Source organism: Absicoccus sp., assembly GCF_034090965.1.
Lineage (GTDB): Bacteria > Bacillota_I > Bacilli_A > Erysipelotrichales > Erysipelotrichaceae > Absicoccus > Absicoccus intestinalis.
Map to the genome: position 1 here is coordinate 19,020 of NZ_JAXDRQ010000023.1, position 23,782 is coordinate 42,801.

Sequence of the window (23,782 nt, forward strand, 5' to 3'; positions counted from 1 at the left end):
GCAAAAAATGAACATTAGAGTAGATGATTTACAAAAAGCAATTTTAGGTGTTGAATCCGATCGTCAATTATCACCAGAAATTGTGGAGGGTGCTTTAAAAGAAGCTTTAGCAAAAGCGTATCGAAAACATGAAAATATTCCGGATGGTTATGTAAATGTAGTGATTGAAGATGGCAACATCCATATCTGTCCACAGCGTGTTGTCGTTGAAGAAGTAGAAGATGATGCTTTGGAACTTTCTGTAGAAGATGCACATCAAATCGATCCCAATGCAAAAATTGGTGATCTGGTCAATGAACCAGAAGTTGATTTTAAAGAGTTTGATCGTGCCGATGTCAATTTGGCAAAAAGTGTCATGAAGCAAAAAATTCGTGAAGCCGAGAAACAATTGATTTATGAAGAATATCATGATAAAGAAGGCGATATGATCTTAGGTACCGTAGAGACAGTAGAAGCTAAATTTGTTTTGGTCAATATTGGTAAGACTGTGGCTATGTTGCGTCATGTCGATCAAATTCCAACGGAACACTATTATGAAGGGCAAACATTGAATGTCGTCATTCGCGAAGTAAATAAAGAGACAAAAGGAGCACAAGTTCTAGTTTCACGGGCTACTGATGTTTTTGTTCGTCGCTTGTTTGAAAAAGAAGTTCCAGAAATTTATCAAGGTATTGTTGAAATCAAAGCCATCGCACGTGAACCGGGAGAACGGTGTAAAATTGCCGTCTATTCCCATAATGAAAATATTGATCCGATTGGTGCTTGTATTGGTCCTCGTGGACAACGTGTCCAAGCCATCATCAATGAATTAAATGGAGAGAAAATTGATATTTTTGAATGGTCCGATAATATCAGCGTATTGATCCAGAATGCTTTGAGTCCGAGTGAATCTCTTGCCGTATTCCCAAACCCGAATGTAAAAGATGGACTGATCGTGGTCGTACCTGATAATCAATTGTCTTTAGCAATTGGTAAGCGTGGTAAAAATGCACGTTTGGCTGTTCGTTTGACCAATCATAAAATTGATATCAAATCGGTTTCGGAAATGGAAGAGGCTGGTATTGATTATATGGCCTTGGCTCAAGAAATGAATGAGCAATACGAAGAGAAGAAAGCGGCTGAACGTGCGTATAAGCAGCAACAACGCATCGAACAATTAAAGAATGAAGATGAAAATATCGAAACAGTCGATATTGCCGATTTTGATTATGATGATGAAGAAGAAGTCGAATTCGTTCCTGAACAAGAAGATATCGAGCAAGAAGAAGTTATAGAAGAACCACAATCTGTTTCTGAACCTGAACCAGAAGTGGAGAAGGAAGAAGACGAAATAGAGAAGGCCGCTCGAATTGCGAAAGAGCAACGTGGCAAAGAAAGAGCGGTAGAGGTGAATGCATTCCATTCCAAATTCGAAAACTTTGCGGATGCTTCTCATAAAGAAGAAAATGAACCAAAGAAATGGAAGAAAAAACCAGAAGATGTCAAGAAGCAAGACGACGAAGAACAGAAAACAACGGTTAAACAACAATTTGAGCAGATGAAACCGATTTATTCGGAAGAAGAGTTGGCAGAAATCGAAGAGGAAGAAGAATACGAAGATGAAAGCCGTTGGGATGATGATGTCGATTATGAAGATTTTGACAAATATTATGATTAGGAGATCGTATGCGTAAAGTTCCAATGCGAAAGTGTGTTGTTACTCAGGAACGTTTTCCTAAAAATGAATTGATTCGGATCGTTCGTACCCCCCAACAAACAGTTGAGATCGATCCAACAGGAAAGCGCAATGGGCATGGTGCCTATGTTTCAAAACGTAAAGAAACCATTGAAAAGGCCAAAAAAACACATATTTTAGATAAAGTATTAGAGATACATGTTCCTGATGAAATCTATGAAGAATTGATGGAGTTAGTTCATGAATAAAGAAGTCCAGTTATTACAATTGGCCATCAAAGCAGGGAAAACGGTTTCTGGCGATCGATTGATCCCAGCCATTCAATCCCGTGCTGTTTGTCTTGTGTTGATGAATCGTACTTGTGGCAATAATCGAAAGAAAAAATTACGCAATAAATGTGCTTTTTATCAAATTCCTTTGATTGAATGGGATGCTTCCTTATTTGATCAAATTTCGTGGAAAGCAATCAATGCGTATGGCATCACTGATGCTTCGTTTGCCCAAGGTTTTATAAAAGAAAGGACAGGTGACGTTGATGGCATATAAAGCAGTAAAACCACAACATAAAAAAAAGCCAAGTAAACACAACAAGAGTAACAAGCGGAATACGCAACATTCCAATAAGCAACCCGTTCGTAAAAAAAGGGAACCTGAAGTAAAGGAAATCACGTATTCGCAACCATTGACCGTTGGCCAATTGGCGAATTTAATGCATCGCAATAGTTCCGAAATTATTAAATTCTTATTCTTGCTTGGGAATATGTCCACCATCAATACTGTATTATCGGATGATGATATTGAATTAGTTTGTGCCGAATTTAATGTCGAAGCACATAAAGAAGTAGTAATTGAAGAAGATGATATTGAAGATCAATTGGAAAATATCGAAGACGATGAATCACAGCTCGTCAGTCGTCCACCTGTTGTTACGATCATGGGGCATGTCGACCATGGAAAAACAACATTGTTGGATACGATACGAAATACCAATGTAACGGGTGATGAATTTGGTGGTATTACCCAGCATATTGGTGCTTATCAAGTACAAGTTGGTGATCGTAAGGTTACTTTCCTAGATACACCTGGTCATGAGGCTTTTACGGCTATGCGTGCGCGTGGAGCCCAAGTGACAGATATCGTTATTATCGTGGTAGCTGCCGATGATGGTGTCATGCCACAAACCAAAGAAGCCGTCGACCATGCCAAAGCAGCAAATGTCCCTATTGTCGTTGCTGTCAATAAAATTGATAAGCCCGGTGCGAATCCAGATCGCGTGATGAGTGAAATGGCGGAATTAGGTGTCATGCCGGAAGAATGGGGTGGCGAAACCATTTTCCAGAAAGTATCTGCCAAGACGGGCGAAGGGGTCCATGAATTATTGGAAACAATGTTGTTAGTTGCCGATATGCAGGAACTCAAAGCCAATCCCAATACCAATGCTTCCGGAACAGTTATTGAAGCAAAATTGGATAAAGGGCGTGGACCGGTTGCGTCACTATTGGTACAGCGTGGTACCTTGCATGCCGGTGATAGTGTTGTCGTTGGTACCGCCTATGGTCGTATTCGAAAGATGACCAATGATAAAGGAAAAGAAATCAAATCGGCTGGTCCAAGTATGCCAGTTGAGATCATTGGTTTGAATGAAGTTCCTCGTGCTAGTGATGTCTTCATGGCTTATGATACCTATAAACAAGCCCAGAGCATTGCACAAACACGGGAAGAAAAACAAATTGAAAAAGAACGAAATGCTTCCAGTGCCATGTCCTTGGAAGATCTAGCTCGTAAGATTTCAGAAGAAGACATGAAAGAAATCAATGTCATCATCAAAGCCGATGTACAAGGTTCAGCGGAGGCTTTGGCTGCTTCGATGGAAAAATTAGAAGTAGATACCGTTAAAGTCAATGTCATTCGATCCACCGTGGGTACGATTTCAGAATCCGATATCATGTTGGCCAGTGCTTCCAATGCCATTATTTATGGTTTCAATATTCGTCCGACCGCTGCGATTCGTAAGAAGGCTGAAGAAGAAGGCGTTGAGATTCGTCTTCATAACATCATCTACAAAGCATTGGAAGAATTAGAAGGGGCCATGAAAGGTATGTTGGCACCGGTATATGAAGAAGTTGTGATTGGTCAAGCGGAAGTGCGTGAGACCTATCGAGCTTCCAAAGTCGGTACGATTGCTGGATGTAAAGTAACGGATGGTGTTGCGAAACGGGATGCCAAAGTTCGCTTGATTCGTGATGGTATTGTCATCTATGATGGTAAGCTCGGCTCGTTACAACGATTTAAAGATGCGGTCAAAGAAGTACAGACTGGTTATGAATGTGGTATGACCATTGAAAACTTCAATGATATCAAAGTGGGTGATATCTTTGAATTGTACGAAGATCAAGAGGTTGAACAATAATTGCTATGTCACTCAAAAGAGAACGATTGGATATGATCATTCAACGAGAGATTTCGAACATCTTACAGTTTGATTTAAAAAATCCTAAATTGGGATTTGTGACGGTAACGGATGTGCAATGTTCAAAAGATTTATCGGTGGCAAAAGTCTATGTCTCTTTTCTTGGTAAACAAGAAAGAAATGATGCAGGTTTACGTGTTTTGGATCATTCGAAGGGATATATTCGTACGGAACTTTCGAAACGATTAAAGATTCGTAAAACGCCTGAACTTGTATTTATTCAAGACAAGAGTTTGGAACAAGGAAATCGCATTGAAAAGATCTTACATGAAATTGGTGAGGAATAGTCTTTGAGCTATTCCTTTTTTTGTGTATATTTTAGATATGAGCATATTGGGTATTGGACAATCGGTATATGATATGGTTTTGCCTGTTGATCATATACCAGAAAATGAAAAAATACGTATTTATCATAGTGTATCTTGTATGGGCGGTCCGGTTTCTTGTGCAATGTATGTTTGTGGAAAATGGCATGCGGATACACACATCATGACACGAGTTGGGAATGATGTATGGGGTAAAGAAATCATAAAAACTTTACAAGAAGTGAATATCGATGTTTCTAGTATGGTGATTGATCCATCTATCACCACTTCGCAAAGTCATATTTTAGTATTTCCTTCGGGAGATCGTACGATTTTAAATGTACCGATTCAAAAGGAATCAAGTATGGAGCCTATGTGGCCAGACCAAGTCGATGTGATCTTAATGGATGGTCATGAAGTGGAATGGTGTAAAGAGGCTATGAAGCGTTATCCGTCTGCCATTACGATACTGGATGGCGATAAATATAAGCCAGAAACAGAGGATTTGATTCACCAGGTGGATTATTTAATTTGTAGCCAGCAATTTACAAATATGTTGGATATTCATTCTTATCATGAACTAGCAGCATTAAATCCTTCCAGTATTTGGACACAAGGATCGAAGGGATGTATCTATCAAAATCAAGTATATCCAAGTTATCCCTGTAAGGTGATGGATACAACAGGAGCTGGTGATGTTTTTCATGGAGCTTTTGCGTATGGTATGGATTCTGGATTTGATATTCCTTCTTGTATTCGCATATCGAATATGGCTGCAGCGATGGTTTGTGAGGGACTGGGTGGCGTTCTTTCGGTACCAACATGGGAATCCGTTAATGAACGGTTATCTATTTGTGAAAAAAATCGCAAATAATTTGTGAAAATATTGACAAGGCTATTCTTTTATGGTAATTTTAAACACGTAAAATGATTATATACGGAGGTAAATCATGGAAACAAAAGATGTAGTCATTGTCAGTGCATGTCGTACTGCCATTGGTAAATTCTTGGGTGAATTTAAGAATATTTCTGCCCGTGAATTAGCTATCGAAGTTGGTAAAGAAGCTATCAAACGTGCTGGTATTCAACCAACGGATGTAGATGAGATCGTTATGGGTCAAGTATACGGTGGTATGCAAGGTTCATTACCAGCTCGTCAAGTATCGATGCGTATTGGTATGTCTAAAGAAAGTAACGCAGTTACTGTAAACCAAAACTGTGCATCTGGTATGCGTGCATTGGAAATTGCATGTAACGATGTACAATTAGGAAAAACGGAAATTGGTTTGGTTGTTGGTGCCGAAAATATGACACAAGCTCCATTCTTGTTGCCAAAAGCACGTATGGGATATCGTATGGGAAGTATTCCTTCAGCTGGCCAAGCTGAAATGTATGATTCATTGTTGCATGATGCATTATATGATGAATTATCTCAAGGACATATGGGATGTACAGCTGATAATGTTGCTAAATTATATGGAATCACTCGTGAAGAATGTGATGAATTAGCCGTTATGTCACATTCACGTGCATGCAAAGCAACAGATGAAGGTAAGTTCAAGGATGAAATGATTCCAATTATTGAACATACACGTAAAAAAGGTGATATCGTTCATGATACAGATGAACATATGATTCGTGGATGCAACATGGAAACAATTTCAAAATTGCGTCCTGTATTCAATAAAGATGGTGTAACGACAGCTGCCAATGCTTCTGGTATCAATGATGCTGCCGCTGCTGTTATTGTTATGTCAATGGATAAAGCCAAAGAATTAGGTATCAAACCAATGGCTAAAATGATGTACATCTGTGGAAAAGGTGTAGATCCTAAATACATGGGTCTTGGACCTGCTGTTGCAATTCCAAAGTGCTTGGATGCTGCCGGTGTTAAATTCGAAGATGTTGATTACTGGGAAGTAAACGAAGCGTTTGCTGCTCAATTCATTGGTGTAGAAAGAAAATTGAAAGAAGATTACGGATATATCGTAGATCGTAACAAAACGAACTTGAATGGATCAGGTATTTCTTTAGGACACCCTGTTGGATGTTCCGCATTGCGTATCACAGTTACGTTATTGTATGAAATGATTCGTCAAGATGCCAAGATTGGTTGTGCTAGCCTTTGCGTTGGTGGTGGACCAGCTATGGCCGGTTTGTGGACACGCGATTTCGACTAATCAAAACAGAAAGAAGATAGGTGAATGCTTATCTTCTTTTACTTGTAAATAAATTCACAAAGTCATTGACTACCGAATGCATTCTCGGTACAATTACATCGTATGAATGGGATTTCATACCAAATTTGAAGTTGAACAATAAGGAAAGGAGAACTTTAAATTTATGGATTTCAATTTTACAGAACAACAACAAATGATGCAAACGTTGTTCAGAGAAGTTGCTGAAACTGTCGTTAAAGATAACGCAGCGGATGTAGACGAACAAGAAAGATTCCCTAAAGAAAACGTAGAAGCTATGCGCCAAGCAAAGATGTTGGGAATCCCATACCCTCGTGAATATGGAGGAGCTGGTGCTGATTATCTAAGCTATATCTTAGCTGTTGAAGAATTAGCTAAAAAATGCTGTACAACATCTACGGTATTAAGTGCACATACTTCATTAGGTACTTGGCCAATTGCGGCTTTTGGTACAGAAGAACAAAAAGCAAAATATTTAACTGACCTTTGCACAGGTAAGAAGATTGCTGCCTTTGGTTTAACCGAACCAAATGCCGGTACCGATGCTGCCGGTCAACAAACAACAGCTGTTTTAGATGGTGATCATTATATCTTGAATGGTACAAAGATCTTCATCACAAATGCTGGAGAAGCAGATGTTTATATTATCTTCGCTATGACAGATAAAACAAAAGGAAATCATGGTATTTCTGCTTTCATCGTTGAAAAAGGATGGGAAGGATTCACATTCGGTCTTCATGAAAAGAAATTAGGTATTCGTGGTTCTGCTACTCGTGAGTTGATCTTCAATAATGTAAAAGTACCAAAAGAAAACTTGTTAGGAAAAGAAGGACAAGGATTCAAGGTTGCGATGAAGACATTGGATGGTGGTCGTATTGGTATCGCCGCACAAGCTGTTGGATTGGCACAAGGTGCAATTGATGAAGCCGTTCCTTATGTAAAACAACGTAAACAATTTGGACGTCCTATTGCTCGTTTCCAAAACACGCAATTCCAATTGGCAGATATTCAAACCAAAGTAGATGCAGCTCGTTTGTTGGTATACAAAGCTGCAATGGCTAAAGAAACGGGTCAGCCTTATACGGTATTAGCTGCAGAAGCTAAATTATTTGCATCCGAAACAGCTATGGAAGTAACTACAAAGGCTATCCAATTATTAGGTGGTTATGGATATACTCGTGACTTGCCAGTTGAAAGAATGTTCCGTGATGCTAAGATCACTGAAATCTATGAAGGTACTTCTGAAGTACAAAGAATGGTAATTTCAGGATCGATGTTACGATAAGAAAGGATTGAATACTCATATGAAAATCGTTGTTCTAGAAAAACAAGTTCCCGATTCAACAGAAATCACAGTTGATAAAAAGACTGGTGCATTGGTTCGTGATGGTGTTCCTGCAATTACGAACCCCGATGATCTAGCTGGTTTGGAAGCTGCATTGGAAATTAAAGATAAAAACCCAGACACTGAAGTTGTCGTTATGACTATGGGATTGCCAAAAGCTGCCGATATGTTAAAACAAGGTGTAGCTATGGGCGCTGACAAAGGTGTCTTATTAACAGACCGTGTATTAGGTGGATCTGATACATGTGCTACAAGTATTGCTTTGGCTGCTGCTTTGAAAAAAGTAGGATTTGATCTTGTCATTGCTGGTCGTCAAGCCATTGATGGTGATACAGCTCAGGTTGGACCTCAAACAGCTGAACGTTTAGGAATCCCTCAAGTTACCTATGTCGATGAGATCATTGATGTCAATGATGAATCCATTACGGTCAAGAAATCATTGGAAGATGTTGAACAAATCGTTAAGGTTAAATTGCCTTGTGTCATCACAACATTATCCGAAATGAATACACCTCGTTATATGCAATGTGACAATATCGTTGACTTATGCAAAGAAAACAAAATTGAAACATTAACAAATGCAGATTTAGGTGTAGATCCAAACCGTGTTGGTTTCAAAGGTTCACCTACATCGGTAAAAACAACTTTCACAAAGGATGTTACCGATAAGACGGAAACATTTACATTATCAGAGCAGGAAACTGCAGATATGATTGCTAAAACTTTGAAAGAAAAGCAAATCATTACGAAGTAGGAGGGAAGAAACAGAATGGCTCGATTTGAAGAATACAAAGATGTCTTCGTTTTCGTTGAACAAGAAAACGGAAATGTAGCTGAAGTAAGTTATGAACTTATTTCAGAAGCAAGAAAACTAGTTGCTTCTATTCCTGAATTCGGATACAAAGTAGTTGGTGTATTGCTTGGAGAAAATGTAAAAGACAAAGCACAAGAAGTAATCGCTCATGGTGCAGATAAGGTTATCGTTGTTGACGATCCTCTTTTGAAAGATTATTCTACCCAATTTTATGCAGATGCATTAACACAAGTAGTCAATGCTTATAAACCAGATGCTATGTTAACAGGTGCCACTCCATTGGGACGTGATCTAGCTCCACGTGTAGCTGCTCGTTTAAATGTTGGTTTGACAGCTGATGCTACAAAGATCGAAGTCGATATTGATTATGCAAAAGAGACAGGCGAATCATTATTAGATGTTACTCGTCCAACTTTTGGTGGTAACTTATTCGGAACGATCGTTTGTAAAGATACGCGTCCACAAATGGCTACAATTCGACCAAAAGTCTTTGAATTAGCTCCAGTTGACGAATCTCGTCAAGGTGAAGTTGATGAATTCAAACCAACTTGGACAACAACTGAACCACAAGTATTTGTTGAAAAGGTAATCGAAAAAGTGAAATCTGATGTAGATATCACAAAAGCTGACATCTTAGTTGGTGCTGGTCGTGGTGCAGAAAACTGCTTGGATTTAGTTCAACAAGTTGCTGATGAATTAGGTGGTGTTGTATGTTGTACACGTGCCGTTGTTGAAGATGGATACATGGATAAGAGCCGTCAAGTTGGCCAAACAGGTAAGACCGTACGTCCTTCCTTATATATTGCTTGCGGTATTTCGGGTGCCGTTCAACACTGTGCAGGTATGGACAAATCTGACTTGATCATTTCGATCAACCGTGATCCTCAAGCTGAAATCTTTACAATTTCTAACATGGGATTTGTTGGTGATGTAAACAAAGTTCTTCCTTTGTTAGTACAATCCATCAAAGACGCAAAATCAGAGTAAAGGAGATCAAAATACATGAGTAAAATTGGTGTTATTGGTGCCGGTACAATGGGTCAAGGCATTGCTCAAGCCTTTGCTGCTGCTGGTAACCAAGTCACAGTATGTGATATTAAAATCGAATGGGCACAAAATGGTATCAATAAAATTGGTGCAAAATTAGATAAACTTGTTTCTCGCGGAAAAATTGCCGAAGATGCTGCCAATGCAATCAAAGCAAATTTAACGGCTGGTGAATCGGATTATTCAGGATTAGCTGATGCGGACTATGTTGTGGAAGCTGTCTTGGAACAAGTAAAAGTAAAACAAGATTTATTCAAAACATTAGATGGTATTTGTAAAGATTCTACAATCTTCTGCTCCAATACATCAAGTTTATCCATTACAGAAATCGCTAATGGTGTTAAACATGAAGTAATTGGTATGCACTTCTTTAACCCAGCTGATCGTATGAAATTGATCGAAGTTATCCGTGGTGGTGCTACAAAAGACGAAACCGTACAAGCTGTTAAAGAATTATCTGAGCAAATTGGTAAGACACCAGTTGAAGTAAATGAAGCACCTGGTTTTGTTGTAAACCGTATTTTAGTCCCTTTGATCAACGAAGGTGTATTCGTATTACAAGAAGGTGTTGCTAGTGCTGAAGATATCGATACAGCCATGAAGTTGGGTGCTAACCATCCAATGGGACCACTTGAATTAGGTGATTTGATTGGTTTGGATATCGTATTGGACGTTATGGATGTTCTTTACAACGAAACAGGCGATTCTAAATATCGTGCATGTACATTATTAAGAAAAATGGTTCGTGCCGGTAAATTAGGACGTAAAACTGGCGAAGGATTCTACAAATATAACTAATTGTAGATTGGATCGAGGTGGGACATACATTCCACCTCTTTTTTAGAAAGGATATAATAAATATGGAAAACGTATTATTTGAAAAACAAGGACACGTATCGATCATTACGATCAATCGTCCCAAAGCATTAAATGCCTTAGCAACAGCTGTACTAAAAGATCTTGAAGAAGCTGTCAAAACCGTAGAAGAAGATATGGATACATATGCCCTGATCATCACTGGTGCTGGATCCAAGAGCTTTGTTGCCGGTGCCGATATCGTTGAAATGAAAGATAAGACAGTCGAAGAAGCAGCAGAATACAGTGGATATGGAAATAGTATCTTCCGTCGTATCGAACAATTGCATTGTCCTGTTATTGCTGCTGTCAATGGATTCGCTCTTGGCGGTGGATGTGAATTAGCCATGTCATGTGATATTCGTCTAGCGAGTGAAAATGCTGTATTTGGACAACCAGAAGTAGGTCTTGGTATTACTCCAGGATTTGGTGGTACACAACGTTTAGCTCGTTTGATTCCTACCGGTATTGCCAAAGAAATGATTTATACAGCGCGCAATATCAAAGCCGATAAAGCAAAAGAAATTGGATTGGTCAATGATGTAGTTGCATCCGATGATTTGATGGCTACAGCCATGAAACTTGCCAATCGTATTGCGGCTAATGCGCCAATTGCCGTAGCTCATTCAAAAAAAGCCATCAATGAAGGACTTCAACAAAATATCGATGATGCCGTGAAATTAGAAGTATCTGAATTCTCGGAATGCTTCAAGACCGAAGATCAAAAATATGGTATGGAATGCTTTGTCAATCGTGTCAAAGACAAAGAATTCAAGAATAAATAAGGATGGCGATACATATGGATTTTGCAGCTGAATATGCCGCTAAATTAACAACGGCGGATCAAGCCGTTCAATGTATCCATAGTGGTGACTGGATCGACTATGGATTTGGTCTTGGCATTGTTGATACATTGGATAAAGCCTTGGCAAAGCGTATGCCTCAATTGGAAGATGTGAAGATTCGTGGTGCCATTTTGTTGAAACGACCTGCCATCTTCGATATTGAAAACGCTCCCGCTCATTTTTGCTGGAATTCATGGCACATGTCCGGTATTGAACGAAAAGCATGCATGGAAGATATCGCTTACTACAATCCCATTCGTTACTCGGAATTACCAAGTTATTGCTTATATGAAATCGATGATATTCAAGTAGCCATGTTCCGTGTTGCACCCATGGATTCATTTGGGTATTTCAATTTTGGACCCAATGCATCGCATCAATATGCCATTCTAGAGCGAGCCGATAAAGTGATCGTTGAAGTAAATACAAATATGCCTCGTTGTTTAGGTGGATGGGGCACAGGTGTTCATATTTCAAAAGTTGATATGATCGTTGAAAGTGATAATGCGCCTCTAGAAACAATTCCTAAGGGTGGAAAACCATCTGAAGTAGATCAAAAGGTTGCCGAATTAATCGTCAATGAAATTCCTGATGGAGCTTGCTTACAACTTGGTATTGGTGGCATGCCCAATGCAGTAGGTGCCTTGATTGCCAAATCGGATCTGAAACATTTAGGTGTACATACTGAAATGTATGTGGATTCTTTTGTAGATATGGCTCGTGCAGGCAAGATCGATGGATCGAAAAAGAACTTAAATCCAGGTCGACAAGTCTATGCGTTTGGACAAGGTAGTAAGGAAATGTATGATTATCTCAATGATAATCCAGAATGTATGATGGCTCCGGTTGATTATACCAATGATCCTCGTACCATTTCCCAAATTGATAACTTTATTTCCATCAACAATACGGTAGATATTGATTTATTTGGTCAAGTGAGTGCTGAAAGTTCTGGTATTCGTCAAATCAGTGGGGCTGGTGGCCAATTAGACTTTGTGTTAGGGGCTTATTTATCAAAAGGTGGTAAATCTTTTATTTGTTGTTCAAGTACATTTACCAATAAAAAAGGTGAGACATTCTCTCGTATTTTACCAATCTTACATCCAGGATCGGCGGTTACGGATACTCGTGCCAATACGCACTATGTCGTAACCGAATATGGTATGGTCAATCTAAAGGGTAAAAGTACTTGGGAGCGTGCGGAAGGATTGATTTCGATCGCACATCCAGATTTCCGTCAACAATTGATCGAAGAAGCAGAAAAAATGCATATTTGGCGGAAACATAATGCCCATGTCAATGTCTAACTATTATTATACGGCTATATGATATAGCCGTTTTTCTATGTTATACTATAGGATGAAAGGAGGAGTCACCATGTTATATTTTAGAAATGACTATCAAGTTGGATGTATTCCTGAAATCATTGATGCATTAAAGGCCAAGGACTCCCATCCATATATGCCCTATGGGCAGGATGAAGAATGTCAAAAAGCCAAAGATATACTGCAATCGAAAATGCCCGATGTTCATATTGATGTTCATTTTGTAAGCGGAGGCACAATAGCGAATGCCACAATTTTTAAGGCCATCTTAAAACCATATGAAGCTGTGATTGCTTGTAAGACCGCTCATATTTCAACAAGAGAAGCCGGTGCCATTGAAGCAACCGGCCATAAAGTCATCATCGTAGATGATAACGATGGAAAAATTACGCCATCAGCTATTGAAAAAACATTCAATCAACATATGTTAGGATATGGCATGATGGTCTACCCGAAAGCCGTTTTTATTTCGAATGCAACCGAAATGGGAACCATTTATTCCGAAGATGAGCTCCATGCCATTCATGATAAATGTAAAGAATTAGGTTTATATTTGATCCTCGATGGAGAAAGATTGGGTGTTGCTTTGATGTCAGGTGTGGGATATACATTAAATGATATCGCAAAGTTATGTGATATTTTTACAATTGGTATTTCCAAAAATGGAGGTTTATTTGGTTCCGCCATTCTTATCACAAATCCTGCATTAGAAGATGGATTTCCTTTTGTGATGAAACAAACGGGAGCAATGATGGCAAAATCCTGGTTAATTGGTTTACAATTTCAAGTTTTATTCCAAGATGATAAATTTTATCAAATAGCCAAGCATGAGGATGAATTATCGGTTCAATTGCAGAATGCTTTACATAATTTAGGTTATCCACTCTTGATGAAAGCCTACACCAATCAAGTCTTTCCAATCTTGACCAATGAACAATTCGAATACTTATCGGAAAAGGTCGATTTTGATATTTGGGACGAATGGGAAGGGCAATACATTATTCGCTTGGTGACAGGATTTACCACAACGCAACAACATATCAACGATTTATGTGAAGCGCTCAAAGAGACCGCAAAAATCAAAAAATGACCAATCTCTCATTCTAGATTGGTCATATAGGTCCAGCCAAGGATACCATTCTTTTTAATTTGGGCTTTATCTTCATAGGTGCATACCAATTTAACGGTATCACCTTTTTTTAATGGCATTTCATAGGTCGTATATTCATTCGCCTTGCCATGTTGAATAAAAGCATTGGGTACCCAAAATTTTCGTTTCAAATACGCATTATACACAAGCGAATGTGTAGAGCTCTTTTGCAGAATATCTACTTTTCCTTCATTCCATGTAATAAAAATAGGCAATTGAAAACCAGGGTCTACATCTTGGATGACTTTTTTCTCTGGTAATTCATCGATGGATTCGGTTTGAATGGTATGACCATCAAATATAAGCGCATTCAATTGCCCAGACTGCTTTTTTACGATATTTCCACCATCGATACTATATACATTCATCTTTGAATCATAGATTGGATCAAAATTCGCAATATGATGACAATATTCGGTAACAGGCATATGACCTACGACAACTCGCTTGGGAAAATAAACATTGCGCTTTAAAAAGAAAGATTGATTGATCACTTCTTTAAAATCGGAACCGTAATGATCGGGATCGACCAAAGCAGCATGTGCATAGATCGTATCGGGGGTTTCAATGACATGGGGAAGATCATTCACAAAACTTAATTCTTTTAAAAAATGAGTCCGCATCATTTGACAATACGCTGCCATATCCACCTCTTCATGAAAGGTATATTGAATTTCGGCTTCCATTTCATGAAGGACACTGGCTTTACGCATGAGCAATATATAACGCAAAAAATCCAATCGATACGAATATAAGACATTCTTACAGGTAAAATCACAATTTCCCATCAATACATGAACATCTTCCGTTTCAACTTGATGCATGATGTATCGCAAAAGCAGAAGATTTTTTGGTCCTTTTTCAATAAAATCACCCACTAAGATCAATCGATCGTGATTGGGTTGGTAATGGATCTTTTTTAAGAGAGCCAAATATCGATCGTAATTTCCATGAATATCACTGATCGCAATGGTACGGCCTAACGTGGAATCTAATTTTTTTACTTTGACAGATCGGTCCATAAAAATTCACAAATTGCTGGGATTTCGGCCTCCCAGTCCCTTTCACAATGTTCGCCCTCTGGTTTCACATGAAATGTGATTCGATGGCCATTTTGACTTAGTAAAGTTGCTAGATCAAGAATATCTTTGGTTTCTTCCACAAAGCCATGTGCGCCTATTTCTTTTGCACCCCAAGAGAAATAAAAATCAGTCGATTTTCTGATTTTTGTATTTTGGGTATCGCGATACAGTTGATCGATCATCGGTAAAAAATAAGGGGATACACATACGGCCTTTGCGTAGATGGCACTATATTTCATGCCTGCATAATAGGCCATCAAGCCACCACAACTCGATCCGCCAATCCATGTATTTTTTCGATTGGAAAGAGTCGGATAGTTTTTATCAATGAAAGGTTTTAAAGTTTGGGTGAAAAATTCCATGGTCTTATCGCCCCATCCTTCAAAATCTTGTTCGATACCTGGTGCATAAAATGAATAAGGACTGTATTCACTTAATCGATCATTATTATGATGCGAACATTCTTGACCGACAACGATACATTCTCTATGTAAACGTTCTAAATTGTCTCCCATTCGCCAAGATCGTCCATAGGTAGCTTCTTGGTCGAAAAATAAATTGTGTCCATCAAACATGTATAAAACCGGATACCGTTTATTTGTATCCGGCACATAGACATGAATGGTCCGATTTTCATGAAAAGGAGGCATATAACATTCAAATTTTTGATACATGATCAACTCTCCTTTGTTTCTAATGCTTTCTTAAAGAATTCTGAGCGAGATTTTGCATCGGAAAAGCGAGCAATAATGGCTTCATCTCCCATAGCAGTGGCAAAAGCAGGCGATAAATAGACGGTTTGGATCCATTCATCGGGAAATAAGTCCTTGATTTCGTTGGCAGAGTATTTATATTGGATGCTATTTCGACGACCAGCAAAACCAGCTGAAAATCGTTTTAATTTGGAGTACGAAGCTTGTTGGGTCAATAAAACTTCGGCCCAGAGATCATACACATCCAGATTACCAGCATAATTCATTAAATCGGGAGAAAAGCCTCCGGGAGGACGAAAATTCAATTCCAATCCAATGACATCTCCTTTTTTGCCGAGATTGGCTTGGTCTTTTCGTAAACGAAAATATTCACCATGAAAAAACCGGTTTTTGATGCCAAAAGCATGAACAACTCTTTGAGCAATGTCTTGTTCTTTTTGATCGATCTTAAATTCCGTATAACAACCTATACTTAAATGATATACAACGCTATCCATGACATTGCCCACATATTGCAGGGAATTGAGATATCGAATGGTACCATCTGCATCCGCAATTCCGTCTAACGTAAAAATATCCCCATCCACAAATTGTTCGATGATCATTTGGTATTGTTTGGTCATCGCATAGATTTTTTTCAATTCATGAATACCATCAATTTGATAGGTAAAACTAGCACCCACACCATGATCGGGTTTTAATACAACGGGATAGCCCACTTCATCAACAAAATCCATCGCATCTTGTAGCGAATGCACCAAAGCATAGCGCGCCGTTTTTAATCCTGCTTTTTCATAATATTTTTTCATCGCTGCCTTGGATTGATATTCGGTGATGGTTTTAAAATCAAATCCAGTGGTTACATGGAAATCATCGCGTAGACGTGCATCCAATTGCATCCAAGCCTCATTATTGGATTCGATCCAATCAATCTTGCCATATTTAAAAGTAAAATAGCCGCAAGCTTTTAATATGGCATCATAATCATAGAAATTATCAACCACGTAGCATTCATCTACATTGGCTTTTAAATCATTGGATAAACTATCATACGGTTGATCAACAATGGCTAGAACGGTAGCTCCGTATTTTTTTAATCCTCGACAAAACATCCAATAATGTTCTGGATAATTTGGACTGATAAACACAAAATTCATAAACTACCTTCTTTCCAAAAGTGCATGCTGTATAGCTAGGATCGTTTTCGCATCGATAATTTTCCCATCTTGGATCCATTTCTGGGCAGTTGCTAAATCGATCCACATCGTTTCAATGTCTTCATCGGGATCACAATCCAGCTTGATTTTTGCCGGGGCCGGATCGATGGCTTCATAGATCCAAATTTTCTCATCACAAAATCCAGGTGTCGACACCATAGTCAAAATGGGTTTCAACTTTTTGGCGGTAAATCCAGTTTCTTCATTGAGTTCACGCATACCGGCTTCATACGGATCTTCGCCATATTCCAATTTTCCAGCCGGAATTTCGATGGTCTTTTGATCAATGGCGGGTCGCATTTGCGAAACAAGTAAAAGTTTGTTGGCATGGATCAAAAGAATACCAACACCTCCTGGATGATGAATGATATCTCGTTGCACTTGCATGCCATTGACCATGACTTGTTTTTGTGTCAATGTAAAAATAACACCTTGATAAATTTCTTTTTCTTTCATAGAAATCACGAATCCTTTTCTTGCGATATATATAGGACAAAACCACGAGCAATGGCGGTCGCAATCTTATCTTGGGTCGTTTCGTTTGTTAGTGCAGACATATCTTCCGTATTGCTTGTATAACCAACTTCCAATAAGATTGCGGGGATTTTTTGATTGGTCAAAATGGGAAAATTCTCATAATGATCCGAATCGAGTCCTTGATAATCTGTATAATTTATGGATTCAAGTTCTTCCGCAATATCGGAACTTAAATCGATCAGTTTGGCATTTTGCTGGGTCATGATCGAAAAACCTTTCTGCAAGGTATCGGTATCATTGGTCGTTGTGACGGATAATAAATAATTTGCTTTATCACTGCGAGCAAGCGAGAGTCGTTCATCATTGGATAATGTGGTTGAATCTTGGCGGGTATAGACAACCTGGAAGCCCGAATCTTCTAATTTTTTTCCGATGGCTTCTGCCATGGCTAAATTTATATCCTGATCCGAACCACTTTGGGAAGCAGCATCTACACAAATTGTAATATTTTTGACGTCCGCTTTTAATTCAATGGTATCATTAGTAGCTGGTGTTCCTGTAGTTGTATTTGTCGGAACCCGTTGATCGCCTTGGGATAGATGTCCTCGAATATTGGGTTGGACGATCAAGGCTAGAAAAACCGCGAATAACAGATAAATCAATGTTTTTTTCATGTCCTCATTCTATCACACATTTTGTGTTGTAATATATTTTTAACCTAAAATTTGTTATACTCATTGAGGTGATAAAATGAAGTTTCATGTATCAATTGAACAATTCGATGGTCCATTGGATCTCATGCTCCATTTGGTCAAAGAAAACAAATTGGACTTATTTGATTTAGATATGGATGTATTGGCCAGTCAATACATCGATTTTATTCATGAGATGCAAACGCTCCATTTAGAGATAGCAAGTGAATATCTCGAAGAATTAGCTTCTTTGATCGAATACAAATCACGTAAATTGTTACCACGTGAAAAAGTCGAAGTGGAAGAAAAATACGAAGAAGATCAACGTGAACACTTAGTGCAACGGTTATTAGAATATCAACAATACAAAGAAGTCACCGAAACTTTAAAATTGGATTATGACAAGCGACAACAACATTTTACGCGTCCAGCTTCTTCCTTGATCGAACAGTGGCAAAAGAAAGTCGAGCAAGGCCCTTTACAGGATCAATCGGTCTATGAATTGATGAAAGCGATGCATCGCGTGATGAAACGACACATGATCTTAGAACCCTATGAAACAAAGGTAACCATCAAAGAACTATCCGTAGAAGAACGTGTAGACCAAATTCAACAACGCATGGCAACCATCTCGGATCCTGTGTCCTTTGCGATGTTATGCCAAGATTGTACCAATTTACATATGATCATTGTTACGTTTTTAGCCATTTTAGATTTGATTCACCAACGATGGTTCGTTTATTTACATAAAGAAGATACGGACGATATTTGGGTCATGAAAGGAAATATCGATGAATAATCAAAAAGCATTGATTGAAGGATTAATTTTTTTAGCTGGAGAAGATGGTTTGACCATCGAACAGATCCAACATGCGCTTGGACAAGAAGATAAACAGTCGATCTATAAAGATATGGATACATTAAAACGAGAATACCTTCGCATGGATCGAGGAATCGAATTGGTAGAATATGCGCATCGCTACAAGATCGTAACAAAAGAATTCGTATATCCCTATGCCGAAACTTTGTTTCAACAAGAAAAACCGGTTCATTTATCACAAGCAGCTTTAGAAACCTTAGCGATCATTGCCTATCGACAACCAATCACACGTGTTGAAATCGAAGATATTCGTGGTGTTGGTTGTGAAGTAATGTTAAAAAAACTGCAAGCGCGTGGTTTAATTGAGACAAAAAGTCACTTAGATACGGTGGGAAAACCATTATTATATACGGTTACTGATGCTTTTTTAGACGCCTTTCAATTAGAAACCTTAGATGAATTGCCAGAATTGCCAGAACATCAACAAGAGGATGATTTGTTTCATGAGGAATAGATAGGAGGACAGGAATGGAACGACTACAAAAACGAATGGCCCAAGCCGGCCTTTGTTCAAGACGAACAGCCGAAAAATGGATTTTAGAAGGACGTGTCAAAGTCAATGGGGTTGTTTGTACAACTTTGGGCACCCAAGTTTCTGGTGATGATGTCGTGGAAGTGGATGGACATCCCATCGAACGCGAAGAATACACCTACTATGTATTCTATAAACCCAAAGGATGTATTTGTTCGGTCCATGATGAAAAGAATCGCAAAACCGTCATGGATTATATGCCCAAAGATCGAAGAATTTATCCGGTCGGACGTCTGGATTATGATACCAGTGGTGTCCTATTGTTGACAAACGATGGACAATTCACCAATGAAATGACTCATCCGCGATATCATCTTCCGAAAAAATATGTCGTAAATCTACAAGGCATATTGGATAAAGACGACATTCGCAAGATCCGCAAAGGATTTTCCATCTATCAGCCAGCTAAAGTTCATATGTTGGAAACGGATATCACACGTGATCAATGTCGGTTTGAGCTGACTATTTATGAAGGAAAAAATCATGAAGTCAAAAATATGATGGCTGAACTTGGACATCAAGTTCGTCGTTTACATCGTTCCGCTTTTGGAATGATTGAATTGGGAAATCTTCGACCAGGTGAATATCGTATATTAAAACCGTATGAAGTCAAACAGTTAGAACTTTTAGCTGCGCAAGGAGAAAATCTATGAAACAAATATTTGTAGATCAAAACTTGGAGCTCCATCAACATATTGGCTTGGATGAAGAGCAAGCACATCATTTATTTGATGTATTGCGCATTGAAAAAAAAGAAACGGTTCGAGTCATTGGATCCAATGCTTCTTTTTTAGCGCATCCAGAAAAAAGACCCTTTTTATACTTATTTAATCAAATTACGACTGAACAAATCATGCATCATACAACGCTTTGTGTGGCCTTGATCAAACAAGATAAGTTTGAGTGGATGCTGCAAAAAGCTTGTGAACTGGGGGTAAGCCGCATCGTGCCTTTTGTATCCCGTAATTGCGTGATTCATTTAGATCCACAACGTGAACAAAAAAAGTTGGAGCGTTGGTCAAAAATTATCTTAAATGCTTGTCAGCAATGCAACCGAAATGATTTAGTTGAAATTACACCTATACAAAGTATTGAAACTTTAAAAGATTTTCAAAATGACATGAATTTAATTGCTTATGAAAAAGCCGATGTCAGTGAACATTTGGCCAAATATCTACATGCCAATCCCAGATCGATAACGGTTTGTATTGGTCCAGAAGGTGGCTTCGAAGATTATGAAGTCGATCATTTATTGGATGATCATTTTATGCCTTGTTCTTTGGGAGATAATATTCTACGCGCTGAAACAGCGGCTTGTTATGTATTGTCTGCCATTGAATATCAACACCATATAAAGGAGGAAGATTGATGCGCTTTAGTATCACGACACTAGGATGTAAAGTCAATGCCTATGAATCTCAATATTATGCGCAAGAATTGGAAAAACTGGGTTATGAGGAAGTATCCGATCATGAACAAGCGGATATTTGTATCATCAACACTTGTACGGTAACCAATACAGCGGCCCATAAATCACGTCAAAAAATTCATCAAGCCAAGCGTTTGAATCCGCATGCATATTGTGTCGTGGTTGGTTGTTATGCACAATTCGCAAAAGAAAAAGAACGAGATCAATTGGATGCGGATTTGATCATTGGTGCCAATCACAAAAATCAATTGGTGCCTTTGATTCAAGAAATGGTCAACCAGGATACCCATCGAGATACCGTATCGGATATTGTTCAATTTAATGATTTTGAAGCTATGCCCATTCATTATTTTGAATCCAAACATCGTGCTTTTTTGAAAGTAGAAGATGGATGCAATCAATTTTGTTCCTATTGTGCTATTCCATATGCGCGAGGAAGAGAACGATCGCTACAATATGATCAAGTGATTCGTATTGCCCAATCCTTGGTTGATCAAGGTCATTTGGAAATTGTCCTGACCGGGATTCATACGGGCCGATATCAAGATGGCAACAAAACTTTGGCCGATCTATTAACGGGCTTATTAGAAAATACACCCGAACATGTTTACTATCGAATTTCCAGTATAGAAATCACAGAGGTGGATGATGCATTGATCAAATTGATGAAAACAAATCCACGGATCTGTCATCATTTGCACATTCCCATTCAATCGGCCTGTGATGAAACCTTAAAACGAATGAATCGCCCGTATACAGTGGCTGAGTATAAACAGCGATTGGCTTATATTCGTGCCCAAATACCAGATATATCCATCTCTACTGATGTGATTTGTGGCTTTGTGCAAGAAAGTGAAGAAGAATTTCAAACAACGCTTCAAAATATCAAGGATCTCCAATTTTCCTTTCTCCATGTCTTCCCTTATTCCAAACGAGATGGAACCAAAGCTTCTTTCATGAAAGGGGAAGTGAATGGAAAAATTGCCAAACAACGGGTCGCTGCGTTATTATCTATCTCGAAAGAACTAAGAAAAAAAGACATGGCACGTTTTCAACCCGTTCAAGTTCTGATTGAGACACAGGATGGCAACACGTATACAGGTTACACCAATCACTATCATCCCATCACGATAGAGAGCAAGGAACCTCTTTCGGGACGCATCACTTTGCCATGGGATACAATCACAGAGAATGGATATTATGCAAGAAAGGTCTGAGATTTATGCGATTAAGCAAATTATTTAAGAATGCACCAACAACGAATGTAACAGGGTTGTGTTTTGATTCCCGAAAAGTACAACCTGGAAATGTTTATTTTTGTTTACCAGGTATGACCCATGATGGCCATGAATTCATCAAACAAGCCGTCGATAATGGTGCGATTTGTGTTGTACATTCCAAAGAACTGGCTCCATCACAAATGCCAGTTGGAGCGATTTATATTCGTGTTGCTGATGTTGTGGATGCCATGAATCAAGCCGCTCGTATCTTTTATTCCAAACCCAGCGATAAAATGTTGATGTATGGTATTACAGGAACCAATGGGAAAAGTACGATTGCGAATGTGATCCGAAACATCCGTAATAAGAAAGAACCAACTGGTTATATCGGAACCATTGCGATCGAATATGGCAATATTCGTCTGCAACCTGACTTAACTACGCCCGATGCCTTGTTTCTACAAGAAAAATTGTCCGATATGGTTCGACATGGTATGAAGGCTTGTGCTTTGGAAGTGTCCAGTCATGGCTTAGCGCAACGTCGCGTAGATGGCATCAATTTTGATGTCGCCATTTTCACCAATTTGACGTATGATCATTTGGACTATCATGGCACGATGGAAAGCTACTTTGAAGCTAAATCTTTGTTGTTTTCAGAACGTGTGAAACCAACGGGTAAATCGATTTTAAATATTGATGATGCTTGTTTTGAAAAACTCCAACGCATTTCACAGGCACCTGTCATCACCTATGGCATTGATCATGAGTGTGATTATCGCGCGATCAATGTACAAATTTTACCGAAACAATCCAAATTTGATCTAGTCTATCAAGGAAAGACCTATCCAGTTGTTACCAATCTAGTGGCCACTTATAATGTCTATAATTTATTGGCAGCCATTGCAGCTTTGCATGAAACCAATATGGATCTGGATATCATTTTAGAAGCCTGTAAAAACTTACCACAAGTGGATGGACGTTTGGAACAAATTGACATGGGACAACCTTTCCATGTGATCGTTGATTTTGCTCATACACCAGATGGTATGGAAAAAATGTTTCAATTTGGTCGACAGATTGCCAAGACGCATAAATTGATCAGTGTCTTTGGTTCGGCAGGAAAACGAGATGTAGCCAAGCGAAAAGTCTTTGGTGAATTAGCCGATCAGTATTGTGATTACATCATCTTGACGGAAGATGATCCACGTGATGAAGATCCTGCTGTCATTGCCGATCAAATCGAAGAAGGCATTGAAAATTGTAATCATGTCTTTATCGAAGATCGGTATGAAGCGATTCGACAAGCTATTGAAAGTGCCAATCCGGGTGATTGTGTATTATTGCTAGGAAAGGGCGATGAACCATACATTTATCGTGAAAATGGTCGTGCTCCTTATAAAGGAGATAATGTGATCGCAAAAGAATGTATTGCCAAATATTGTCGTCATATCCATGAAAATGTCGATGATGTCAATGAAGATAAAAGCTTTATCGAAGAATAAAAGAAAGAG

General features: G+C 38.7%; 25 protein-coding genes. 20 read left to right on the forward strand and 5 right to left on the reverse strand.

The window, feature by feature from the left end; genetic code table 11:
- Positions 1–7: 7 nt before the first annotated feature.
- The 14 genes from nusA to SOS22_RS03330 all read left to right on the forward strand — a co-directional run bounded on the left by nusA (position 8) and on the right by SOS22_RS03330 (position 13,969).
- Entirely contained in the window at positions 8–1,657 is a 1,650-nt protein-coding gene (gene nusA, locus SOS22_RS03265; RefSeq protein WP_320596301.1) for a transcription termination factor NusA, read from the forward strand.
- Between the two features lie 8 nt (positions 1,658–1,665).
- Positions 1,666–1,923 (forward strand): RNase P modulator RnpM, encoded by a 258-nt coding sequence (gene rnpM / locus SOS22_RS03270; protein ID WP_320596302.1) that lies wholly within the window; start codon positions 1,666–1,668, stop codon positions 1,921–1,923.
- Complete coding sequence (locus SOS22_RS03275; protein WP_320325010.1) at positions 1,916–2,221, forward strand: L7Ae/L30e/S12e/Gadd45 family ribosomal protein; 306 nt, start codon at positions 1,916–1,918, stop codon at positions 2,219–2,221. Before rnpM ends, SOS22_RS03275 begins: the two co-directional genes overlap by 8 nt.
- Positions 2,211–4,085 (forward strand): translation initiation factor IF-2, encoded by a 1,875-nt coding sequence (gene infB / locus SOS22_RS03280; protein WP_320596303.1) that lies wholly within the window; start codon positions 2,211–2,213, stop codon positions 4,083–4,085. The genes SOS22_RS03275 and infB overlap by 11 nt, the downstream gene beginning before the upstream one ends.
- 5 nt (positions 4,086–4,090) lie before the next feature.
- The gene (gene rbfA / locus SOS22_RS03285) at positions 4,091–4,432 is read left to right on the forward strand and encodes a 30S ribosome-binding factor RbfA (RefSeq protein WP_320325012.1); all 342 of its coding nucleotides are present in this window, start codon (positions 4,091–4,093) and stop codon (positions 4,430–4,432) included.
- 37 nt (positions 4,433–4,469) lie between these two features.
- Positions 4,470–5,324: a carbohydrate kinase family protein gene (locus tag SOS22_RS03290; protein WP_320325013.1), complete on the forward strand. Its 855-nt coding sequence runs from the start codon at positions 4,470–4,472 to the stop codon at positions 5,322–5,324.
- A gap of 76 nt (positions 5,325–5,400) precedes the next feature.
- Complete coding sequence (locus SOS22_RS03295) at positions 5,401–6,630, forward strand: thiolase family protein (RefSeq protein ID WP_320596304.1); 1,230 nt, start codon at positions 5,401–5,403, stop codon at positions 6,628–6,630.
- A 163-nt stretch (positions 6,631–6,793) separates the two neighbouring features.
- Positions 6,794–7,933 (forward strand): acyl-CoA dehydrogenase, encoded by a 1,140-nt coding sequence (locus SOS22_RS03300; RefSeq protein WP_320596305.1) that lies wholly within the window; start codon positions 6,794–6,796, stop codon positions 7,931–7,933.
- Between the two features lie 19 nt (positions 7,934–7,952).
- The gene (locus tag SOS22_RS03305; RefSeq protein WP_320325016.1) at positions 7,953–8,747 is read left to right on the forward strand and encodes an electron transfer flavoprotein subunit beta/FixA family protein; all 795 of its coding nucleotides are present in this window, start codon (positions 7,953–7,955) and stop codon (positions 8,745–8,747) included.
- A gap of 15 nt (positions 8,748–8,762) precedes the next feature.
- The gene (locus SOS22_RS03310) at positions 8,763–9,794 is read left to right on the forward strand and encodes an electron transfer flavoprotein subunit alpha/FixB family protein (RefSeq protein WP_320325017.1); all 1,032 of its coding nucleotides are present in this window, start codon (positions 8,763–8,765) and stop codon (positions 9,792–9,794) included.
- 15 nt (positions 9,795–9,809) lie between these two features.
- Positions 9,810–10,652: a 3-hydroxyacyl-CoA dehydrogenase family protein gene (locus tag SOS22_RS03315; RefSeq protein WP_320325018.1), complete on the forward strand. Its 843-nt coding sequence runs from the start codon at positions 9,810–9,812 to the stop codon at positions 10,650–10,652.
- A gap of 62 nt (positions 10,653–10,714) precedes the next feature.
- Positions 10,715–11,494, forward strand: a complete 780-nt coding sequence (locus SOS22_RS03320; protein ID WP_320596306.1) for an enoyl-CoA hydratase-related protein — start codon at positions 10,715–10,717, stop codon at positions 11,492–11,494.
- 14 nt (positions 11,495–11,508) lie between these two features.
- The gene (locus tag SOS22_RS03325) at positions 11,509–12,861 is read left to right on the forward strand and encodes a butyryl-CoA:acetate CoA-transferase (RefSeq protein ID WP_320325020.1); all 1,353 of its coding nucleotides are present in this window, start codon (positions 11,509–11,511) and stop codon (positions 12,859–12,861) included.
- A 70-nt stretch (positions 12,862–12,931) separates the two neighbouring features.
- Entirely contained in the window at positions 12,932–13,969 is a 1,038-nt protein-coding gene (locus tag SOS22_RS03330; RefSeq protein WP_320325021.1) for a threonine aldolase family protein, read from the forward strand.
- A gap of 8 nt (positions 13,970–13,977) precedes the next feature.
- On the opposite strand, the gene SOS22_RS03335 is transcribed toward SOS22_RS03330, so the two are convergent.
- The 5 genes from SOS22_RS03335 to SOS22_RS03355 are packed head-to-tail and all read right to left on the reverse strand — an operon-like array spanning position 13,978 to position 18,192.
- Positions 13,978–15,051: a metallophosphoesterase gene (locus SOS22_RS03335; protein ID WP_320596307.1), complete on the reverse strand. Its 1,074-nt coding sequence runs from the start codon at positions 15,049–15,051 to the stop codon at positions 13,978–13,980.
- Complete coding sequence (locus tag SOS22_RS03340; RefSeq protein ID WP_320325023.1) at positions 15,030–15,785, reverse strand: alpha/beta hydrolase; 756 nt, start codon at positions 15,783–15,785, stop codon at positions 15,030–15,032. Before SOS22_RS03340 ends, SOS22_RS03335 begins: the two co-directional genes overlap by 22 nt.
- A 2-nt stretch (positions 15,786–15,787) precedes the next feature.
- Positions 15,788–16,981 (reverse strand): ATP-grasp domain-containing protein, encoded by a 1,194-nt coding sequence (locus SOS22_RS03345; protein ID WP_320325024.1) that lies wholly within the window; start codon positions 16,979–16,981, stop codon positions 15,788–15,790.
- Between the two features lie 3 nt (positions 16,982–16,984).
- The gene (locus SOS22_RS03350) at positions 16,985–17,497 is read right to left on the reverse strand and encodes an NUDIX hydrolase (protein WP_320596308.1); all 513 of its coding nucleotides are present in this window, start codon (positions 17,495–17,497) and stop codon (positions 16,985–16,987) included.
- A 5-nt stretch (positions 17,498–17,502) separates the two neighbouring features.
- Complete coding sequence (locus SOS22_RS03355) at positions 17,503–18,192, reverse strand: N-acetylmuramoyl-L-alanine amidase (RefSeq protein ID WP_320325026.1); 690 nt, start codon at positions 18,190–18,192, stop codon at positions 17,503–17,505.
- A gap of 76 nt (positions 18,193–18,268) precedes the next feature.
- Here SOS22_RS03355 and SOS22_RS03360 point away from each other — a divergent pair, with 76 nt between their 5' ends.
- From SOS22_RS03360 to SOS22_RS03385, 6 genes are read left to right on the forward strand one after another with little or no spacing between them, the layout of a single operon-like run.
- Complete coding sequence (locus SOS22_RS03360) at positions 18,269–19,009, forward strand: segregation and condensation protein A (protein WP_320325027.1); 741 nt, start codon at positions 18,269–18,271, stop codon at positions 19,007–19,009.
- Positions 19,002–19,544, forward strand: a complete 543-nt coding sequence (gene scpB, locus SOS22_RS03365) for an SMC-Scp complex subunit ScpB (protein WP_320325028.1) — start codon at positions 19,002–19,004, stop codon at positions 19,542–19,544. Before SOS22_RS03360 ends, scpB begins: the two co-directional genes overlap by 8 nt.
- 14 nt (positions 19,545–19,558) lie before the next feature.
- The gene (locus SOS22_RS03370; protein ID WP_320596309.1) at positions 19,559–20,275 is read left to right on the forward strand and encodes a pseudouridine synthase; all 717 of its coding nucleotides are present in this window, start codon (positions 19,559–19,561) and stop codon (positions 20,273–20,275) included.
- Complete coding sequence (locus SOS22_RS03375; protein WP_320325030.1) at positions 20,272–20,991, forward strand: RsmE family RNA methyltransferase; 720 nt, start codon at positions 20,272–20,274, stop codon at positions 20,989–20,991. Before SOS22_RS03370 ends, SOS22_RS03375 begins: the two co-directional genes overlap by 4 nt.
- Positions 20,991–22,268, forward strand: coding sequence for a tRNA (N(6)-L-threonylcarbamoyladenosine(37)-C(2))-methylthiotransferase MtaB (gene mtaB, locus SOS22_RS03380; RefSeq protein ID WP_320325031.1), 1,278 nt, complete (start codon positions 20,991–20,993; stop codon positions 22,266–22,268). Before SOS22_RS03375 ends, mtaB begins: the two co-directional genes overlap by 1 nt.
- A gap of 5 nt (positions 22,269–22,273) precedes the next feature.
- Complete coding sequence (locus tag SOS22_RS03385; protein ID WP_320325032.1) at positions 22,274–23,773, forward strand: UDP-N-acetylmuramoyl-L-alanyl-D-glutamate--2,6-diaminopimelate ligase; 1,500 nt, start codon at positions 22,274–22,276, stop codon at positions 23,771–23,773.
- Positions 23,774–23,782 lie beyond the last annotated feature (9 nt).

Excerpts from the sequence above, each read along its gene's own strand:
- nusA (WP_320596301.1), top strand. The coding sequence starts at position 8 with ATGAACATTAGAGTAGATGATTTACAAAAAGCAATTTTAGGTGTTGAA.
- rnpM (WP_320596302.1), top strand. The coding sequence starts at position 1,666 with ATGCGTAAAGTTCCAATGCGAAAGTGTGTTGTTACTCAGGAACGTTTT.
- SOS22_RS03275 (WP_320325010.1), top strand. The coding sequence starts at position 1,916 with ATGAATAAAGAAGTCCAGTTATTACAATTGGCCATCAAAGCAGGGAAA.
- infB (WP_320596303.1), top strand. The coding sequence starts at position 2,211 with ATGGCATATAAAGCAGTAAAACCACAACATAAAAAAAAGCCAAGTAAA.
- rbfA (WP_320325012.1), top strand. The coding sequence starts at position 4,091 with ATGTCACTCAAAAGAGAACGATTGGATATGATCATTCAACGAGAGATT.
- SOS22_RS03290 (WP_320325013.1), top strand. The coding sequence starts at position 4,470 with ATGAGCATATTGGGTATTGGACAATCGGTATATGATATGGTTTTGCCT.
- SOS22_RS03295 (WP_320596304.1), top strand. The coding sequence starts at position 5,401 with ATGGAAACAAAAGATGTAGTCATTGTCAGTGCATGTCGTACTGCCATT.
- SOS22_RS03300 (WP_320596305.1), top strand. The coding sequence starts at position 6,794 with ATGGATTTCAATTTTACAGAACAACAACAAATGATGCAAACGTTGTTC.
- SOS22_RS03305 (WP_320325016.1), top strand. The coding sequence starts at position 7,953 with ATGAAAATCGTTGTTCTAGAAAAACAAGTTCCCGATTCAACAGAAATC.
- SOS22_RS03310 (WP_320325017.1), top strand. The coding sequence starts at position 8,763 with ATGGCTCGATTTGAAGAATACAAAGATGTCTTCGTTTTCGTTGAACAA.
- SOS22_RS03315 (WP_320325018.1), top strand. The coding sequence starts at position 9,810 with ATGAGTAAAATTGGTGTTATTGGTGCCGGTACAATGGGTCAAGGCATT.
- SOS22_RS03320 (WP_320596306.1), top strand. The coding sequence starts at position 10,715 with ATGGAAAACGTATTATTTGAAAAACAAGGACACGTATCGATCATTACG.
- SOS22_RS03325 (WP_320325020.1), top strand. The coding sequence starts at position 11,509 with ATGGATTTTGCAGCTGAATATGCCGCTAAATTAACAACGGCGGATCAA.
- SOS22_RS03330 (WP_320325021.1), top strand. The coding sequence starts at position 12,932 with ATGTTATATTTTAGAAATGACTATCAAGTTGGATGTATTCCTGAAATC.
- SOS22_RS03335 (WP_320596307.1), bottom strand. The coding sequence starts at position 15,051 with ATGGACCGATCTGTCAAAGTAAAAAAATTAGATTCCACGTTAGGCCGT.
- SOS22_RS03340 (WP_320325023.1), bottom strand. The coding sequence starts at position 15,785 with ATGTATCAAAAATTTGAATGTTATATGCCTCCTTTTCATGAAAATCGG.
- SOS22_RS03345 (WP_320325024.1), bottom strand. The coding sequence starts at position 16,981 with ATGAATTTTGTGTTTATCAGTCCAAATTATCCAGAACATTATTGGATG.
- SOS22_RS03350 (WP_320596308.1), bottom strand. The coding sequence starts at position 17,497 with ATGAAAGAAAAAGAAATTTATCAAGGTGTTATTTTTACATTGACACAA.
- SOS22_RS03355 (WP_320325026.1), bottom strand. The coding sequence starts at position 18,192 with ATGAAAAAAACATTGATTTATCTGTTATTCGCGGTTTTTCTAGCCTTG.
- SOS22_RS03360 (WP_320325027.1), top strand. The coding sequence starts at position 18,269 with ATGAAGTTTCATGTATCAATTGAACAATTCGATGGTCCATTGGATCTC.
- scpB (WP_320325028.1), top strand. The coding sequence starts at position 19,002 with ATGAATAATCAAAAAGCATTGATTGAAGGATTAATTTTTTTAGCTGGA.
- SOS22_RS03370 (WP_320596309.1), top strand. The coding sequence starts at position 19,559 with ATGGAACGACTACAAAAACGAATGGCCCAAGCCGGCCTTTGTTCAAGA.
- SOS22_RS03375 (WP_320325030.1), top strand. The coding sequence starts at position 20,272 with ATGAAACAAATATTTGTAGATCAAAACTTGGAGCTCCATCAACATATT.
- mtaB (WP_320325031.1), top strand. The coding sequence starts at position 20,991 with ATGCGCTTTAGTATCACGACACTAGGATGTAAAGTCAATGCCTATGAA.
- SOS22_RS03385 (WP_320325032.1), top strand. The coding sequence starts at position 22,274 with ATGCGATTAAGCAAATTATTTAAGAATGCACCAACAACGAATGTAACA.